Raw genomic sequence first — 16,989 nt, forward strand, 5'->3', positions numbered from 1 at the left:
GACCGACATCCCGATGGGCGAAGCGAAATGGCGAAGCGGTTGCGGTCGATCTTGTGGGGGCTGGCATCGCTGTTCGCCTTGCTCGCGTTCGCGGCGTGGTGGCTGGTGCGCGGCAGCCTGCCGACCCTGGACGGGCGGTTGGACCTGGCCGGGCTTTCCGCCGCAGTCGAAGTAGAGCGCGATCGCGATGGCGTGGTCACCATCGATGCCTCCAACCAGTCCGACGCCGCGCGTGCCTTGGGCTACGTCCATGCCCAGGAACGCTATTTCGAAATGGATCTGATGCGGCGCACCGCCGCCGGCGAATTGGCGGAGCTGCTCGGCCCCTCCATGCTCAAGGCCGACCGCAAACATCGGATCCATCGTTTCCGCCATCGCGCCAGGCTCCACTCCGAGGCCTTCGCCGGCGGTCACGCGGAGACCTTGCGTGCCTACACCGAGGGCGTGAATGTCGGCCTGGCACATCTGAAGGTGCGGCCGTGGCCCTATCTGCTGCTGGGCCAGGCGCCCCAGCCATGGCGAGCGGAGGACTCGGCACTGGCGGGGTATGCGATGTACGTCAATCTGCAGGATGCCTCCAACGGGCGCGAGGCCGCGTTGCGTTCCGCGCGGCCGCACCTGCCTGCGGCCGTGTTCGATCTGCTGATGCGCGACGGAACCCGCTGGGACGCACCGATGCAGGGACAGGCCCGCGGCGACGCCGTGTTGCCGGATGCCGACGCCGTGGATCTGCGCAAACTGCCGGGCCCGGTTCGGCCGCGCCCGGCCCCAATCGACAGCAGCGGCACGCCCGGCAGCAACAACTTCGCCGTCGCCGGAGCGCTGACCGGCGATGGGCGCGCGATCCTGGCCGACGACATGCACTCCAGGCTGAGCGTTCCCAACGTGTGGTTCCGGGCGCGGCTGCGTTACGGTCACGAAACCGGGCGGGTGGACGTTTCCGGGTTCACCCTGCCGGGCTTGCCGGTGGTCATCGCAGGCAGCAACGGCAAGGTCGCCTGGGGGTTCACCAACGGCTATGCGGACACGCTCGATTGGGATCCACATTGCGGGGGCAAGGAGGCGAGCAGCTGCGCCGCGTTGCTGCAACGCAAACCCGCGGTGGAAATCATCCGGGTCAAGGGGCGCGACCCGGTCGTGCTGCGGGTGCTCGATGACGAACGCGGCCCCTTGATCGTCGATGCGGTCGGCCAGCCACCGATGCAACTGCATTGGACGGCCTATCGCCCCGAAGGCCTCAATCTCGATCTGGCGACACTTCACCACGCCCGCGACGTGCGCGAGGCATTGTCCCAGGCCCGCACGGTGGGCCTGCCCACGGCCAATCTGATGCTGGCCGATCGCCACGGTCGGATTGCCTGGACCCTGATCGGCCCGACGATACCCGCGCATGACTCCAGCGATTGCCGATGGCCCGGCACCGAGCGAGCGTCGAGCGAACGAGCGGCGACAAAGGCCGGCCCGGACAGTTCGATGCAGAGAAATTGCCCGGACGCCTCGGCCGAATCCCCTGAACCGCCTTCCATCCCGCCCTTCATCCCGCCCTTTATCATCGACCCGCCGGACCATCGCCTGTGGACCGCGAACAACCGCACCCTGGATGCCGCGTCGCTGAACCGGATAGGCGATGGCGGCTATTCGCACGGCGCACGAGCCGGGCAGATACGCGATGCCTTGCAGCAGCGGCGAACTTTCGCCGAGCCCGATCTCCTGGCGGTCCAGCTCGACGACCGGGCGTTGATGCTGACGCCATGGTGGGAGTTGATGCAGGCCCAGGCGCGTCGTGGCCGCAGCGATTCCGCATTGGCTGCAATGGCCCAGGCGGCCGCTCGCTGGGAGGGACGCGCGAGCGCCGACTCGGTGAGTTACCGCTTGGTACGCGCATGGCGGCTGGCGGTGCATGCGCGCATCCTCGATGGCCTGACGGCACCGGCCCAGGCGAGGATGAAGCAGCGTTTCGTCATGCCGCAGTTGCCGCAGTTCGAAGGCGTGGCCTGGCCCCTGGCCACGGCCCAGCCGAAGCATCTGTTGTCGAGGCGCTATCCGTCCTGGGAGGCGCTATTCGAGGATGCGGCGCAGGAAGTACGGCAGGAGTTGTCCGGCCAGGGAGCGCTGGCGCAGCGCACCTGGGGCGAGCGGAATACCGCGGCGATATGTCACCCCATGGCCTCGGCCGTACCGCTGCTGGGCAAGCGCCTGCTGTGCATGCCACGCGATCCGCTGCCGGGCGACAGCGGCATGCCGCGCGTGCAGGGCCCGGCCTTCGGTGCCACCGAACGCATGGTGGTCTCGCCCGGACACGAAGACTCGGGCATCGCCCACATGCCGGGAGGGCAAAGCGGGCACGTGTTCTCGCCGTTCTGGGGGCGCGGGCACGACGATTGGGTGCAGGGGCGACGCTCGCCGTTCCTGCCGGGTGCTGCGGTCTACACGCTGGTACTGACGCCCGAACGCAAGCCTTGACGGTCTGGCGTCCGGCCCGGGCCGCCGCAACGGCCCGGTCATCGGCTGGCCGATGACCCGGAATATCGAGGGCATGTCGAATCGACGATTCCTCGTTCGTCTAATCCATAGATCGGTCGTTTTGGATGGCCGACGACGGCGCTGCCGATCCAGTCCCCGATGAACCGGCACATCCACCCAATACTTTCACCGAACCAATAAAGGAGCCCCTATGTCCCTGTCTCATTCCGGTTGTCGATCGCTGGCCGCGGCCGTGTTGACCGGCTTGGCGCTGTTCGCCGCGCCCACCGTCACCGTACTCGCGGCGGAACCGTCGCAAGTAGCAGCGCCCGCCAAACGTGCCGCCATCGTCAAACGCGACGACCTGGCCATTCACTACGACATCGTCGGCGACTTGAAATCAGCCAAGGCCCCCCTGCTGGTCCTGCACGGTGCCTATATGTCGGCCGATACCATGGCCGCCATCGTCGATCGTTTCGCCCGCACCCGTCCGGTGATCGTTCTGGATCAACGCGGCCACGGCCGCACCGGCGATGGCCCAGGCCCGATCACCTATGAAGCCTTGGCCGACGATGCCGCGGCCGTGCTCGACGCAGCGGGGGTGAAGCAAGCCGACGTCTTCGGTTACTCGATGGGAGGCGGCGCCGCCATCCAGCTCGCCATCCGTCATCCGGCCAAGGTCGCGAAACTGGTCACGGCCTCGGCGGGCACCCGCCTGGACGCGACCTACAAGGAAGTGTTGGCGGGCATCGGACATATCACCCCTGCGGTGTTCGACAACACGCCGATCAGGAAGGAATACGACCGGCTCGCGCCCAGGCGAGAGGATTTCCCGGTGCTGGTCGAAAAACTGAAAGTGCTCGATGCCACGCCCTTCGACTGGGGCAGCGGCATGAAGGCGCTGAAGCACAAGACCATGATCGTCATGGGCGACTACGACATCATGGGCCCGGAACACGGCGTGGAGATGTTCCGCATGCGCGGCGGCGGCGCCCCTGCGCTAGCGGCGCAAGGCTTTTTGTCGGCCCCGCCGCCGGCCCGCCTGCTGGTCCTGCCAGGCACCTCCCATATCGGCATCATGGCCGAAGCCGAGACCGTCGTGGCCGCGACCGTGCCGTTCCTGGACGACGCCACACCGCCGATGCCGGCGGGGTTCTTCTGAGGGCGGATTTTTCATAGATGCGACGCGGCACGGGTCGCGGCTCACGCCGCTCCTACGCAGAAACCGGCCATGCGCCGCGAGACCGCTGCAACGCGGTCGCGACTCGCGTCGCTCCTACCCTTTGAGCCGTCGTGGCTGCAGGATTGCTGTTTCTGTTTCTGTTGCTGTGCGTCGTGAAACACTCGCGAAGGCAACAGAAGACCCGGAGGGCGGCCTGCAGGGATGCAGGCCGTTTTTCATCGGGACAGGGATGTCCCGTATGTAGAGCCCTGCGACGGCATCGGACGCGCGGGCCTGTGATTCAAAACAAAGCATTTTTCTTTGGTTACCTTTGACCGAAGGGAATCCAGACGGACTTTTGTTGCTTTAGACAAAAGAAAGTAACCCGCCGCTTTAGTGGCGGAAGCTTTTGGCGTTTGATCTAGATCTTTATCTTGCGGCAACGAGACGCCGCGAGACCGTTACAGCGCGGTCGCGGCTCACACCGCTCCTACATTGGAATGGCCGCCGCCTCCTAAGGCGAAGTAACCCTCGCCATCGCGCCGGCCATAAGCCGACGCGACAGCCGGAGCCGTGGTCAAGGCATCACAACGCCGCAGGCTGCTGCTGCGTCACGCAATGCACCATGCCGCCATTGCGGTACAGATTGCGCACATCGATCCCGACGACGCTGCGGCCCGGATAGAGCCGTTGCAGGATCGACTTCGCCACGGCGTCGTTCGGGTCCTTGTACTCCGGCACCAGCACCACGGTGTTGCCGACGTAGTAGTTCACGTACGAGCCTCGGTAGCCAAGCTTGTAGCCATAGCTGGTGACGACATCGCGCGCGGTCAGCGGCAGTTGCACGAAATCATAGGGCGCGCCGTCGATATCGGTGGCCCTATAAAGGCGGTCGACGTCGCCCGCCGGCAGGCCCCAATGACTCAAGTCGCTGCGGCTCATGGTGACGATGGCATGCGGCGTGCCGAAACGGGCGAAGCCGTCGATGTGCATGTCGGTGATGTCGTCCTTGCCGCCGGGCGCGCCGTCCAGCCAGATGAACTTGTCGACGCCGAGCTGGTCGGCGAGCACGGCCTCCAGTTCGGCCTCGGTGATGTCCGGGTTGCGGTTCGGTTCCAGGATCGAACTGCGGGTCGCCATCAGCACGCCGCGCCCGTCGGTCTCGATCGAACCGCCTTCCAGAACCACGTCGTTGAGATCGACCCGCGCCATGCCCAACTGCCCGGCCACGGTGACCGGAACGGCGTCGTCCTTACGGTAAGCCGCATCGAAGCCCCAACCGTTGAAGCCCCAGTCGGTGATCTTGAGTCGGTCGTTCGCGTCGTAGACGAAGATCGGGCCGTTGTCGCGCACCCACACGTCGTCGGTCTGGCGGATCAGGAAGCTCACCTTCGCCAGGGACACCCCGGCGGCCGCCAACTTGTTGCGAACGCGCGTCTGTTCGCCGGCGTCGTAGACGATGATGTACACGTTCTCGCTGCGCACCAGTGCCTGGGTCATGGCGATCCAGGTCGGCTCGATCCGGTCGCGATAGGTCCGGCCATAGGTATAGGCATGCGGCCACTGCAGCCAGGTGCCTTCATGACGCGCCGTCTCGTCCGGCATGTAGCCCGACGCCGTGCGGGCGTGGGCGGCGCCGGCAGTCGCCAGGGCGACGGCCAGCAGGGCGCCGGCCATGAGCTTGTGCCAGCCCGGGACGGGCAGGGCGGATGGGTTCGAAAACCGCGGATCGGCTTGCATTGCGATGGTCTCCAGGCCCCGGGCGGGGCGTCTGGAGCGGCAATCTACGGGGCGAACCTGACATCCAGCTGATACCAGGTCAAAGCTGGAGAATCGCCCGGGCGCCTCCGCCGGCGCGGTTCTCCAGGCGCAGCCGGCCGCCATGCAGTTGTGCGATGTGCTGCACGATGGACAGGCCCAGCCCGGAGCCCGGGCTGGCGGCACGGGCCACGAACGGCTCGGTGAGCCGCTGCATCAGCTCGGCGGGGAAACCGCTGCCGCGGTCTTCGACGACGACGGTCCGGTCGCGAACAGTCACCGCGACCGGCTCGCGCGTCCCGTCGGCCGCTGCATGCGCCAAGGCGTTCTCGACCAGATTGCGTACCGCGATCTGCACCAGCCGCGGGTCGGCGCGGATCACCGACTCGCAGGCATCCAGCGACACCGAACCGTCCTCGGGCAGGACCGCCTCGACCAGCAGATCGAGACGAACCTCTTCGTTCGCGAGTTGGGCGTTCGCCGAATCGAGTCGCGCCAGCAACAGCAGTTTGTCGACCAGGCCCGCGGTCTGCGCGGCGATCCGATTGACGCGGCCGAGCGTCTGCGCCGGAGGCGCCTCGCCGGCGTCGGCCGATTCGCAAAGCGCCAGCAGGCCGGCCACCGGCGTGCGCAACTCGTGCGCCGCCGCGGCGATAAAGCGCTCCTGCATTTCGAACGATTGCACGACCGGCCGCAGCGAACGGCGGGCGAGGGCGTTGCCGACCAGCACGCCGACCGCGGCGAGCACGGCGACGGCCAGCAAGGTCCAGCGCACGAAGGCGGCCTGTGCGGCATCGCGTGCGCCCGGATCGGCCAGCACCAGGATCGCGGCGATGGGCCGGTCGGCATGGTCGTAGGTGAGCTTGGCCTGCAATCGATAAGACCTGCCGCGACGATCCCGCCCGTCCTCGGCGAAGTCGCCGCGGCGCAGGACCGAGGCGGCCAGGGCGGCGGGCGAAGCCGGATCGAAACGGGGCTGCCCAGGCTGCAGCAGTATCCGGTCCGGCGGTCCGGGAGCGATGACCCAGACGTCGCTGCCGGCATCCAGCACGCCGGGCTCTTTGCGCAACACTTCATCGTGGAAGGCGCCGCGCTCGTCGAACCAGGTGAGTCCGTATATCGCCGTGGCGCGAAGTTGCATCCGCGACTCGAAGTCGAGTTGACTGAGGCGCGCATGCACGCCGATGGCCACGATGCACAGCGTCGCGACGCACAGCAGCCAGGCCAGGGTCCAGCCTGCGGTCAAACGCAAGTGGAGGCTGCGCAGCGCCCGCTCACGGCTTGCTTGCGGCATCCGGCTCTTCCAGCAGATAGCCGGCGCCGCGGATCGTGCGCAGCAGCGCAGGAGCGCCGAGCTTGCGGCGCAGCGCCGCGACGATCACTTCCTCGGCGTTCGAGGCAGGCTCCTGGCTTTCGCCCCAGCACGCGGCGATGATGTCGCTGTGCGAGACCACGCGGCCGGCACGCTCGGCCAGCAACTGCAGCAAGGCGAACTCTTTCGGGCGCAGCGGCAACAGCACCCCGCGGCGCCTGACCTCACGACGGCCGAGGTCGACCTCCAGATCCGACACGCGCACGATGCTGGGGCGGATTTCGCCGCTGCGGCGGGCGATGGCCGATATGCGCGCCATCAGCTCGTCCATCGAAAAGGGTTTCACCAGATAGTCGTCGGCGCCGTTCGCGAAACCCTCGATACGGTCTTCGACCCGGTCGCAGGCAGTGAGAAACAAGGCCGGCGTCGACACGCCGCGTTCGCGCCACTGCCGCAGCAGCGACAGGCCATCGCCATCCGGCAGCAGTCGGTCGAGCACGAAGGCATCGTAGGCATACGAGCGCACGAACGATTCCGCCGTACCGCGATCGGGCGCCTCGTCGACCGCATGCCCGTGCGAACGCAGGCGTCCGGCAAGGGCCCGGCGCAAATCGGCTTGATCTTCGAGGACGAGCAGGCGCATGGCGTTAGGCTACTACAGGCCGTCGGCGCGGATCGTGGGGCAGCACCGGCCTGGGCCATGGTCGGTCGAGAAGCTCGCCAATTCGGCCGTGTCGATACCCACCCTGGCAAAGCGCAGCCGATTCGCGGACGCTGCGGTGCCGCGCCCCCCGGCAGTGGCAGCCACGGTTGGGCCATCCAGCCTGAATGATCGAGCCTGGACAATTGCGATGGTTTGCCATAAGAGAGGACCGTGGGTGCTGCGCTAGCGCTATCTGAACCAAGCAGGGTGCCGAAGCTGCCCGCTATCGCCAGCGGGGGCGACGACATCCCGGCCAAGGGGGTCGCTTGAATCAGTTGAAGATCGACACAAGGCTCAGGTTGCTGGTCGCGGTCTCGTGTCTGTTCGTCATGATCGCGGGGGCCGCGGGCATCGTCGGGCTGCGCAGCGTGATGCAGCGGCTGGACACCGTCTACGAAGACCGGACACTGGCCCTTGGGCACCTGTCCGCGGTTCTGGAAAGCGCCCAGGCCCTGAGGGTTCATCTCCACGGCGAGCTGCCGGCGGCCGAGTCTTCCTCGTCCAAAGCGGGCGCGTTGATTGGTTTGCGCAGCGAACGTTGGCGCGACTATATGGCCACCCGCATGACCGCGGAGGAACGGGGGTTGGCCATTCAGGCCGATCGGCAAGTCGGCGTGTTGGTGCGCGACGCCGACGCAGTCGTCCTTGCCGGCCGGCGTCGAGGCGAGCCGGATTCCGAGACGGCCAGGTTCGGCGCATCCCTGGATGCGCTCATCGCCGATCTGCATCGTTTGATCGAACTGCAACCGCGAGTCGCCAGGCAACAGCAGCGGGCGGCTCGGCAGGACTTCGTAGTGGTCGTCGCGGTCATTACGATCTCGATCCTCGCGTGCCTGTTGGTCGGCATGATGCTGTCGTGGCTGCTGATGCGGGCCTTGCGCAAGCAGCGATTTTCGCAGCGACTGATCCAGGAGGTAATCGACGAGTATCCGGCCATCGTCTTCGTCAAGGATATGCTCGGCCGCCTGATCCTCACCAACCGCGCTTATGAGCGATTCTTCGCTCTTGCGCGCGGCGCAGCGCTTGGAAAGACCGACTTCGACATCATTCCGCGCGACGCCGCCCTGCGGGTGCGCGCCAACGATGCCGAAGTGCTGTCGGCCGGCCAGGTCAAGGAAGTCGAAGAAGAAGTGCTCGGAGCCGACGGGCCGCGCATCTTCCAGAGCACCAAGTTCCCCTTGACCGACGATGCCGGAGTCCCTCATTCGATCTGCGGCATCGCCGTCGACATCACCGATCGCCGTGAAGCCGAAAAATGCGCCGATAAAGCCACCGAGCAATTGCGTGCGCTATGGGATCGATCGCCCGACTGCTATCTGTTCATCACTCACGAAGGCATCGTCGATGTGAACGAAGCGGCGGTGAAGTTATACGGCGTGTCGTCGAAGACGGATCTGATCGGTCGTCGCCTGTCGGATCCGCTGATCACCCCGGCGACTCAGCCGGGCGGTCAGGACAGCATCGAGCTGGGCAACAGGACGCGCGCTTTCGTGCTGGGGCGGCTGGTGAGCGGGGGCGATCCGCCGCTGCCGGAGGGCCTGACCGCACACATCGAAGGCGATGTAGTGCACGTGCAGTGGCAGCATTTGCGCGGCGGCAAGACGCCGTTCTTCGCCGAAATCGTGATGCACGGAATACAACTGCGCAATCAGGACGGCGTGCTCGCGATCGTGCGCGATGTGACCCGGCGCAAACTCGCGGAAGATTCGTTGAAAGAGAGCGAGGCCTTCAACAAACTGCTGTTCCAGGGCTCGCACCGGGCGATGGTGGTCTACGACCCCGACGGCGCGGGCTTCATCGACTGCAACGAAGCCGCGGTGAAGGTGTATGGCTATGCCCGCCGCGAAGAACTCCTGGGCAAGACGCCGCTCGATGTATCGGACCCGACTCAGTACGATGGGACCGACTCGGCGACGGCCATCGAGCATTACGATCAAGCCGCGCTCACCAAGGGCATGGAGACCTTCGAGTGGCGGCATCGGCGGCCGAACGGCCAGACCTGGGATGCCATGGTTCACTTGATGGCCTTCAGCCATCGCGGCAGACAGATACTGCAGTTCACCCTGGACGACATCACCGAGAGCCGCCGCGCCGAAGCTGCATTGCGCGAGAGCGAGGAGCGCCTGAGCCTGGCCATCGAGGGTGGCGATCTGGCGACTTGGCAGTACGACATGAGGACCGGGTTGTTGACCGGGTCCGACCGGAATTTCTCGATGTTCGGCATTCCTCAGGGGACGCCTATTTCGATCGAGGCGTTCTTCAAGCTGGTTCACCCGCATGACCGCGCGCACTTGCAGGCCGCGGTCGACGATGCGCGGCGGGCCGGACGCCTTTCGGTCGAATACCGCGTGGTCTTGCCGGGCGGCAACACGCGCTGGCTGACTACGCGCGGCCGCGTGTACTCCGACCTCGACGGTGCTCCCTTGCAGGTCAGCGGCACGACCCAGGACATCACCGCACTGGTGCGGGCGCAAGAGGATCTGAGACAGGCCAAGGCCATGGCCGATGCGGCCAATGCGGCCAAGAGCCAGTTCCTCGCCAATATGAGCCATGAGATCCGCACGCCGATGAACGCCATTCTCGGCATGTCGCATCTCGCGCTGAAGGACAGCGCCGACCCGGGACAGCGCGCCTACCTCGACAAGATCCAGCGCGCAGGCCAGCACCTGCTCAGCATCATCAGCGACATCCTGGATATTTCCAAGGTCGAGGCCGGCAAGCTGACCATCGAGCAATCGTACTTCACGCTATCGCAGCTATTGGGCGACGTCGCGAGCGTGGTCGGGGACAAGGTGGAAGAAAAGGGGCTGCAGATCCAATTCGATGTGGCGTCCGACGTGCCCGCGGCGCTCATGGGCGACCGCTTGCGTTTGGGCCAGGTGCTGATCAACTACGCCACCAACGCGGTCAAGTTCACCGACCGTGGCGGGATCCGGATATCGGTCGGAGTCGATCAACGCGATGAGCGCGATATGCTGCTGCGTTTCACCGTACGCGATACCGGCATCGGCTTGGACCTCGATCAGGTCGGTTTGATATTCGAGGCGTTTCAGCAGGGCGACAGCTCCACCACGCGCAAGTACGAGGGCGCCGGACTTGGCCTGGCGATCTGCAAGAACCTGGTCGAGCTGATGGGCGGCGAGGTGGGGGTGGACAGCGAGCTCGGCCGAGGCAGCACCTTCTGGTTCACCGCACGATTGGGGCGCGGCGAGTTGCAGCTCAACGCCGAGGAACTGCCTGCGACGGTACGGGGCCGGCGCATCCTGGTCGCCGAATGCCATGGCGAACTCTCGAGAATGTTGACCGGCCTGGGGTTCACGGTCGCGACCGTCTGCGACGGCAGGAGCGTGCTGGCCGCTTTCAAATCGTCGGTGGAATCCGAAAGACCGTTCGATGTCGTGGTCCTGGACCTGGATATCCCGCGCCTCGAGGGGCCGTCGGTCGTGGAACGCATCAGAGCCTACGCACCGTCGCGGACGATCCGTCTCATCGCGGTTGCCAGCGCCAAGCGCATGGAGTCGGTAGCGCAGACGGGAGACGTGGGCGGTGTGCGGCTGATCAAGCCGATCGAACCTTCGCAGATGATCGATTCGGTGGTCGGCATGATCGGAGCCTCCGAAGAAGAGGCTTCCGAGGGGCCTACCCAAGAGGAGGGCCGGCACTGCGCGCTCATCGGCAAGCGCGTGCTGCTGGTGGAAGACAATGATTTCAACCAGGAAGTGGCGCGGGCGGTCCTGAGCGATGCCGGACTGCGGGTCGACGTGGCCGACGACGGCGCCATCGCGGTGGGCATGGCCCAAGCCCAGGCTTACGACATCATCCTGATGGACATGCAGATGCCGGTCATGGATGGGCTGACCGCGACCCGGGAAATCCGCCGGCTGATGCCGCAGCCCAGAGTCCCGATCCTGGCGATGACGGCCAACGTGATGCAGGAAGACCGCAAACGCTGCGCCGATGCGGGCATGGACGACTTCGTCGCCAAACCGATCGACCCCGACGAATTGTTGGACCTGTTGGCCGAATGGATCGGCAGAAGGTGACGCCAACGGCAGATGCTGCCGCCATCGCGCCGGCAGCGCTCCCCGGCACGCCACTTCCACGTGGCAACGGGTATCCGGGCTGCCTGGCCAAGCATCGGCAACACCCGGTTGGCGGATTCGCAGCCGCGCCGTGGCCGGCGCATGGGCACTGGCGACGGGGATCGCCTAAGAATTTTCCCAATTCAAATCGTGATGCTCATCGCATTAGTATCCGCTCGAACTAAGAATTCGCTGACAGGCGGGTCGGAACAAAGCCGACCGTCGCTTGCACCGGTGAAGGCGATGCGGGGCACTTAATCCGATCGGAATCGATCGCGACGATTCGTCGTTCGGTCACGAGCGTTCCGCCTTGTCTGCTGCTTCTATGAAGAATGAAGAAGCATCGCCGCAGCGAGACGCCGGGCAGGGCTGCACCGGCTTCCGCTCATTCGATGGATGCCGCAATGAACGTGAACTACGAGATCGCCCCGCGCAGAAACCCTGCGCTGATCAGCTTCTCCGAGATGCTCGCGTTCGTCGCGGTCGTGAACGCGACCAGCTTTACCGGCGCCGCGCGCCAGCTCGGCACTTCGAAATCCGTCATCAGTCGCCGCATCAGCGAGATCGAGCTGCAGCTCGGAACTCAACTGATCGATCGCAGCGGCAGCAGGATCAGCGTTACCGACGTCGGCAATGCCTACTACGAGCGTTGCGTGTCGATCATCGAATCGGTGGAGGCCGCCAACGATCTGGCCGCCGGCTTCAACGGAGGGATCCACGGCACCTTGCGGGTCTCGGTGCCGCATTGCTACGGCGCGCAGGTGTTGGCGCCGCTGTTCAACGAATTCGCTTCGATATACTCCGGCCTCAGGATCGACCTCGGCGTCGAAGAATGCGACGCGGGCGGCAACGGCACAAACTATGATTTATCGATACGCATCGGTCACCTCGCGAACTCGAGCCTGCTCGCCAAACGCTTGGGTGCGACGCGCTCTTGGATTTGCGCCAGCCCCGAGTACCTGGCCGCAAGAGGTACTCCGAAACTCCCGGGCGAACTGGCTTATCACGACTGCCTCGTCAATTCGGGCAACGGGACGTCGGCTGGATGGCAGTTACTGGTCGAGGGCGAGCTGAGGACGGCCCGCGTTCGCGAACGCATCCGCAGCCCTTGTTGCTTCCAACTGTTACAGGCCGCGCGCTCCGGTCTGGGTTTGGCTTTGTTGCCCGACTATGTGATTGCCGATGCGATAGCCACCGGTCGATTGAAGGTCGTCATGCCCGACTGCGCGCCGCCCGCCGGCCCGGTGTCGTTGGTGTATCCCTCCAGCAGGCGATCGTCGCTAAAGGTACAAGCGCTGATCGGGTTCCTCAGCGAGCGGCTCGCCCACGACAGCCTCGTTCGCGCGCCGATCGCGCTTGCATGATGCAGGGCTTGCGAAACATCGCAGTCGATCGCAAGGCCGAAGCAGCGATGCCGATGGATCGTTCGGTGCGATCAAGATCGCATCCCGCGAGCGTTCGCGAACGGTCAACCCGATGTTGTCGTTGCGGGACTATCTGCGACTGCGATCGCCGCATAGAGTGGCCCCGCACTCGATGAGCAGTTCTTGCCATGCCCCCGGCGAGGGCTGTTCCTGATTCGGACTCCTCTGCAGGCATCGAGTGCACTGGCCGCGTTCCAAGGATGTCGTGCACGGTCAGCGCCCGTCGTGATGACGGCCGGTGAGCAGACGGGCGGGTGATGTCCGCATAGGCGCCCCGTTCCGTCTCGCTCAAGTCTGCGCAGATACGCTCATTGATCCCAGGGTAGGTGGCGCACGGACCTAGCCTGGGTTCGCAGGAACGCCGACCGGATGCGTACACGCCCATGCGATCAGTTCGCTCAGTTCCATCGGACGCCCATACAGGTAACCTTGGCCCAGATGGCCACCGAGTTCGCGCGCCAGCCGATCCTCCTGATCGGTCTCCACGCCTTCGACGGTGACGGTTTGACCGAGGCTAAGGCCCAGTTCGATGGCGGACTGCAACAGGACGCGCCCGTGCTCGCTGCGCGGCCCGGCGGCGACGAAGCTGCGGTCGATCTTCAACTCCGTGCTCGGCAGCTGCATCAGAAACTGCATCGTCGCCGCGCCGGTGCCGTAATCGTCGATGGCGACCTTGAAGCCGCGCAGGCGAGAGCGGATCAAGGCCTCGATCACATGCGCCGGCTCCTTCATGAGGTGCGTCTCGGTTACCTCCAGGGTGTAACGATCCGGCCGATCGTCGGCCGCGGCGACGATCTCCGACATCCGGTCGATGATCGACAGGTTGTGCAGGTTATGCATCGATACGTTGAAGGCGAGATTGATGTCGATGCCGTTGCGCATCAGTGCGGCGCGATCGGCCACCGCCCGGGTAAGGACGGCCAAGGTGAGCAGATCGACCAGGCCCGCGTTTTCCGCGGCCCGCACTACGTCCGACGGTGGAACCGCACCGAGCTTCGGGTCCTGCCAGCGCAACAGCGCTTCGGCACCGACGAACGAGCGCTTGCCCAGTTCCAGCTTGGGTTGATAGGCCAGATGCAACGCGCCTCCGTCGATGCCGCCACGGATGGCGTCGCCGTCGATCGCCACGTCGGGCGCGTCCTGCCACGAGCGGCCTTCCGCCGGACGATATCGCGCCAACACCGTGGTCAGGGACTGCAGATCGACCGGTTTTCCCAGCACCCCGAGTATCGTCAAGCCTTTGGCTTCGGCGAACTGCCGGCTGACGTCCAGCACGCGGGAATCCTCGCCGCTGAGCAGGATGACCGCGGGGTGGCGCGACAGCGCGGCAACATGGCTCAGCAAACGGATCCCGTCCATGCCTGGCATGTTGAGGTCGCATATCAGCAGGTCGAAGGGGCGGGCCGCCAACCGTTCGAGGGCGAGCTCGCCTTTGTCCGCGGTTTCCGGAAGCAGCAGCCCGGCGTCGCCGAGCAGCGCGGAGATGATCTCGAGCATCACCGGATCGTCGTCGACGACCAGAGCCCTCAATCCGACCGGGTACGGCGAGTTGGGCAAACGTGGTCTCCGTCATGGACAATCGCGACGAGTTGTCTTAGAACGCCAGCATATGCGCGCAGCGATCAAAGAACGGACGACTTGCCTATATCATGCACCGTTCTCAACCTGGGCGGGAGGCGGATTCGGATTGCGATGAAGGCCTCCAATTTCGAGCCCTTGAGCCGTCTTTTGCGAGGCGATACCGCCCGGGTGCGCAGGGTGCTGGATGTTTTCGCCCGCTGTACCGGCGAGGACCTGCAGCGACTGGACCGGGCCTGGGCAAGCCGCGACTGGGCGACGATCGGGGCGCTGACGCACAAGATGAAGTCGGGCTGCCTGCAGATCGGCGAGACGGCCGCAGCACAGGGGTTAGCCTCGATCGAACGGGCGGTGTCCGCCGGCTCTCCGGGCGACTGTCTCGGACAAACATTCGCAAGCACGCGAGACGAACTGGATAGGGTGATGATGCGCGTCCTCGCGTACCTGGCGTATCCGGATGAGGCGGGTGAAACATGAAGGCGAACGCGTTGCCGGCAAGGATACTGATCGCGGACGATCACCCGATCATCATCGTCGCGCTTGCGGAAATGCTGAAAACCGCGCTCGGCCAGGACCGCGTTCTGGTCGATTCGGTCACCGACAGCGACAGCCTGCTGTCCCGTTTGCAGGCCGAGTCCTGGGAATATCTGGTCCTGGACCTGCGCATGCCGGGTCGATTGAACAGCGCCCCGCTGCTGCAGGCGATCCTGACCGCGCAGCCCTCGCTGCAAGTGGTGATCTACACCGGAGAGGAGCACCCCTGTCTGGCCCAGGCGCTGCTGGATCTCGGCGCCCGCGCTTTCGTTTCCAAGGCCAGCGGCCCGCAAGTGGCGATCGACGCCATCGGCGCGGTCGTGGCTGGAAACAGTTATGTCGACCCACTGGTCGATCTCGATATCGCGCGCAAGCATCCATGGCACCAGCTCACCACGGGCGAGCGGACGGTGATGATCGCCTTGGCGCGGGGCGAGAACCTGCAAGCCATCGCCATCGACAGCAATCGCAGCTACAAAACCGTGACGACGCACAAATACAACGCGTTGCGCAAGCTCGGCTTGAGGTCCAAGGACGAGCTCGGCCACTATCTCGAGCAGCATGGGCTCGACTACCTGTTATAGAGATCGCCGCGCTCGGCCCGGACTCGCGCACGCCGCGCATGCCGCACCGATGGCGGCGCGATCGAGCTGCACTTCCTGAGGTCCGTGCATCACCTGCCGGCATTGCCGAGCACTAAGATTTTTCCTAATTCCCGCCGCCGGGCCCTGCATTCATCATGCTTCGGGTGCCTGGCAGGCCGGACGACGGACTCGTCTGGGCCCCAGGCTCATCGGCAGCGGACGCAGGCCCACTCATGTCCCCAGGAGCAGGCGATGACCGTCCATTTTCCCGAGCTCGCCCGACTGCTGAAAAACGACCAGCACAAAGTGCGGCGGGTGATCTGGGAGTTCTACCGTTCGGCGATCAAGGATCTGCACCGCCTGGAGCAGGCTGCGGCCGCCAATGAGTGGTCGACCGTTCGTGCATTGGCATGGCGAATTCAAGTCAGCTGTCTGCAGGTAGGCGAGCACGACGCCGCGGAAGCGGCGGCCGGCCTGACCCACACTGCGGGCGAGTGCTTCGCCGATGCTTATCGCCAGCGGCGGCCGCGAATCGTGCGGACCCTGGATCGCGCCGAGGAGTTCGTAGGACGCGGCATCGCCGAGCGGAAGTCGCCGCCCGATTCGCTTGGCGTCGGCAGCTTCAGGCACTGATCGCGTCCGTAGAATCTCGGCCGGCTGCGCACGCCCCGGACGAGGTCAACGGTGAAAGCCCGGTGCAAACGGCTTCGCCCATGCCGGTGCAGTCCGCGGCGATAAGGGGCTAAGCCGAGCGTAGCGGGCTTTCCTCGACGACACCGCGCCAGTGGTTTGCCGACACTTCCAAGCCCTTGGCTCTAAGACTTTTCCCTATTCCGGGGTCGCCGACCGCCTGCCTAGAATGTGATCAATGGCACGAAACTGATCGTGTCGGGGGTAGCGATGTCCGCACAGATGGGCGAGTTCTGCGAACTGCTCGAACACGACCCGGACAAGGTCCGGCATGTGGCACGGGTGTTCTACCGCGGCGTCGCGGCGGATCTGCAGCGGCTGGAGGGCGCCGCCGCGGCCAACGAATGGCAGGTCGTCAGCGAACTGTCGCAGCGCATCCACACCGTCTGTCTGCAGTTGTCCGAACACGATGGCGCCAAGGTCGCCGCGGAACTGCGTCAAGTCGCGGGCGAACGCTTCGTTGCCGCCTATGCCCGGCATCGGCCGGTCATCGCCGCGCTATTGAGCCACACCGAAGATTTCGAGCACTGAAACAACATCGCGGCTCCATCGGATATGGAGACTGATGGAGGGGGCTGTATGAATCGCTGTTCTGCACCATCTCGTTGCAGCGTCGGGCGCATTCCTATTCGACGCTCACCGAAAATAACGCTTTCTCACCGCGAGGATTGACGGTGGTTGGCGTTCGACGGTCGGCAT

Annotated in this window: 12 protein-coding genes; 8 read left to right on the forward strand and 4 right to left on the reverse strand. The window is 65.3% G+C overall.

Going from position 1 to position 16,989, the window contains the following annotated elements; translation table 11 throughout:
• Positions 1-78: 78 nt before the first annotated feature.
• Entirely contained in the window at positions 79-2,463 is a 2,385-nt protein-coding gene (locus tag ACTJJK_RS19785; RefSeq protein WP_440731036.1) for a penicillin acylase family protein, read from the forward strand.
• Positions 2,464-2,728: 265 nt separating this feature from the next.
• Entirely contained in the window at positions 2,729-3,625 is an 897-nt protein-coding gene (locus ACTJJK_RS19790; protein ID WP_440731037.1) for an alpha/beta fold hydrolase, read from the forward strand.
• A gap of 585 nt (positions 3,626-4,210) precedes the next feature.
• Here the strand turns inward: ACTJJK_RS19790 and ACTJJK_RS19795 are convergent.
• From ACTJJK_RS19795 to ACTJJK_RS19805, 3 genes are all read right to left on the reverse strand, one after another.
• Positions 4,211-5,302, reverse strand: a complete 1,092-nt coding sequence (locus ACTJJK_RS19795; protein WP_440731038.1) for an agmatine deiminase family protein — start codon at positions 5,300-5,302, stop codon at positions 4,211-4,213.
• Positions 5,303-5,444: 142 nt separating this feature from the next.
• On the reverse strand, positions 5,445-6,635 hold the full coding sequence (locus tag ACTJJK_RS19800) for a sensor histidine kinase (RefSeq protein ID WP_440731039.1): 1,191 nt from the start codon (positions 6,633-6,635) through the stop codon (positions 5,445-5,447).
• Between the two features lie 22 nt (positions 6,636-6,657).
• Positions 6,658-7,338, reverse strand: a complete 681-nt coding sequence (locus tag ACTJJK_RS19805) for a response regulator transcription factor (RefSeq protein WP_440731040.1) — start codon at positions 7,336-7,338, stop codon at positions 6,658-6,660.
• Positions 7,339-7,664: 326 nt separating this feature from the next.
• Here ACTJJK_RS19805 and ACTJJK_RS19810 point away from each other — a divergent pair, with 326 nt between their 5' ends.
• Both ACTJJK_RS19810 and ACTJJK_RS19815 read left to right on the forward strand, forming a co-directional pair.
• Positions 7,665-11,441, forward strand: a complete 3,777-nt coding sequence (locus ACTJJK_RS19810; RefSeq protein ID WP_440731041.1) for a response regulator — start codon at positions 7,665-7,667, stop codon at positions 11,439-11,441.
• A 443-nt stretch (positions 11,442-11,884) separates the two neighbouring features.
• Positions 11,885-12,844: a LysR family transcriptional regulator gene (locus ACTJJK_RS19815; protein ID WP_440731042.1), complete on the forward strand. Its 960-nt coding sequence runs from the start codon at positions 11,885-11,887 to the stop codon at positions 12,842-12,844.
• A gap of 399 nt (positions 12,845-13,243) precedes the next feature.
• On the opposite strand, the gene ACTJJK_RS19820 is transcribed toward ACTJJK_RS19815, so the two are convergent.
• Positions 13,244-14,461 carry an EAL domain-containing response regulator gene (locus tag ACTJJK_RS19820; protein WP_161786054.1) on the reverse strand — a complete coding sequence of 406 codons (1,218 nt, stop codon included), beginning with the start codon at positions 14,459-14,461 and terminating at the stop codon, positions 13,244-13,246.
• 135 nt (positions 14,462-14,596) lie between these two features.
• On the opposite strand from ACTJJK_RS19820, the gene ACTJJK_RS19825 reads away from it, so the two are divergent.
• The 4 genes from ACTJJK_RS19825 to ACTJJK_RS19840 all read left to right on the forward strand — a co-directional run bounded on the left by ACTJJK_RS19825 (position 14,597) and on the right by ACTJJK_RS19840 (position 16,821).
• Positions 14,597-14,959: an Hpt domain-containing protein gene (locus tag ACTJJK_RS19825; protein WP_031370130.1), complete on the forward strand. Its 363-nt coding sequence runs from the start codon at positions 14,597-14,599 to the stop codon at positions 14,957-14,959.
• Positions 14,956-15,600, forward strand: coding sequence for a response regulator (locus ACTJJK_RS19830; protein ID WP_440731043.1), 645 nt, complete (start codon positions 14,956-14,958; stop codon positions 15,598-15,600). The genes ACTJJK_RS19825 and ACTJJK_RS19830 overlap by 4 nt, the downstream gene beginning before the upstream one ends.
• Positions 15,601-15,852: 252 nt before the next feature.
• Positions 15,853-16,233: a hypothetical protein gene (locus tag ACTJJK_RS19835; RefSeq protein ID WP_440731044.1), complete on the forward strand. Its 381-nt coding sequence runs from the start codon at positions 15,853-15,855 to the stop codon at positions 16,231-16,233.
• A gap of 267 nt (positions 16,234-16,500) precedes the next feature.
• On the forward strand, positions 16,501-16,821 hold the full coding sequence (locus tag ACTJJK_RS19840; protein WP_440731045.1) for a hypothetical protein: 321 nt from the start codon (positions 16,501-16,503) through the stop codon (positions 16,819-16,821).
• The last annotated feature ends 168 nt before the right edge of the window (positions 16,822-16,989 follow it).

Origin of the sequence: Lysobacter sp. 22409 (assembly GCF_052045105.1) — a bacterium.
Taxonomy (GTDB): Bacteria; Pseudomonadota; Gammaproteobacteria; order Xanthomonadales; family Xanthomonadaceae; genus Lysobacter; species Lysobacter antibioticus_B.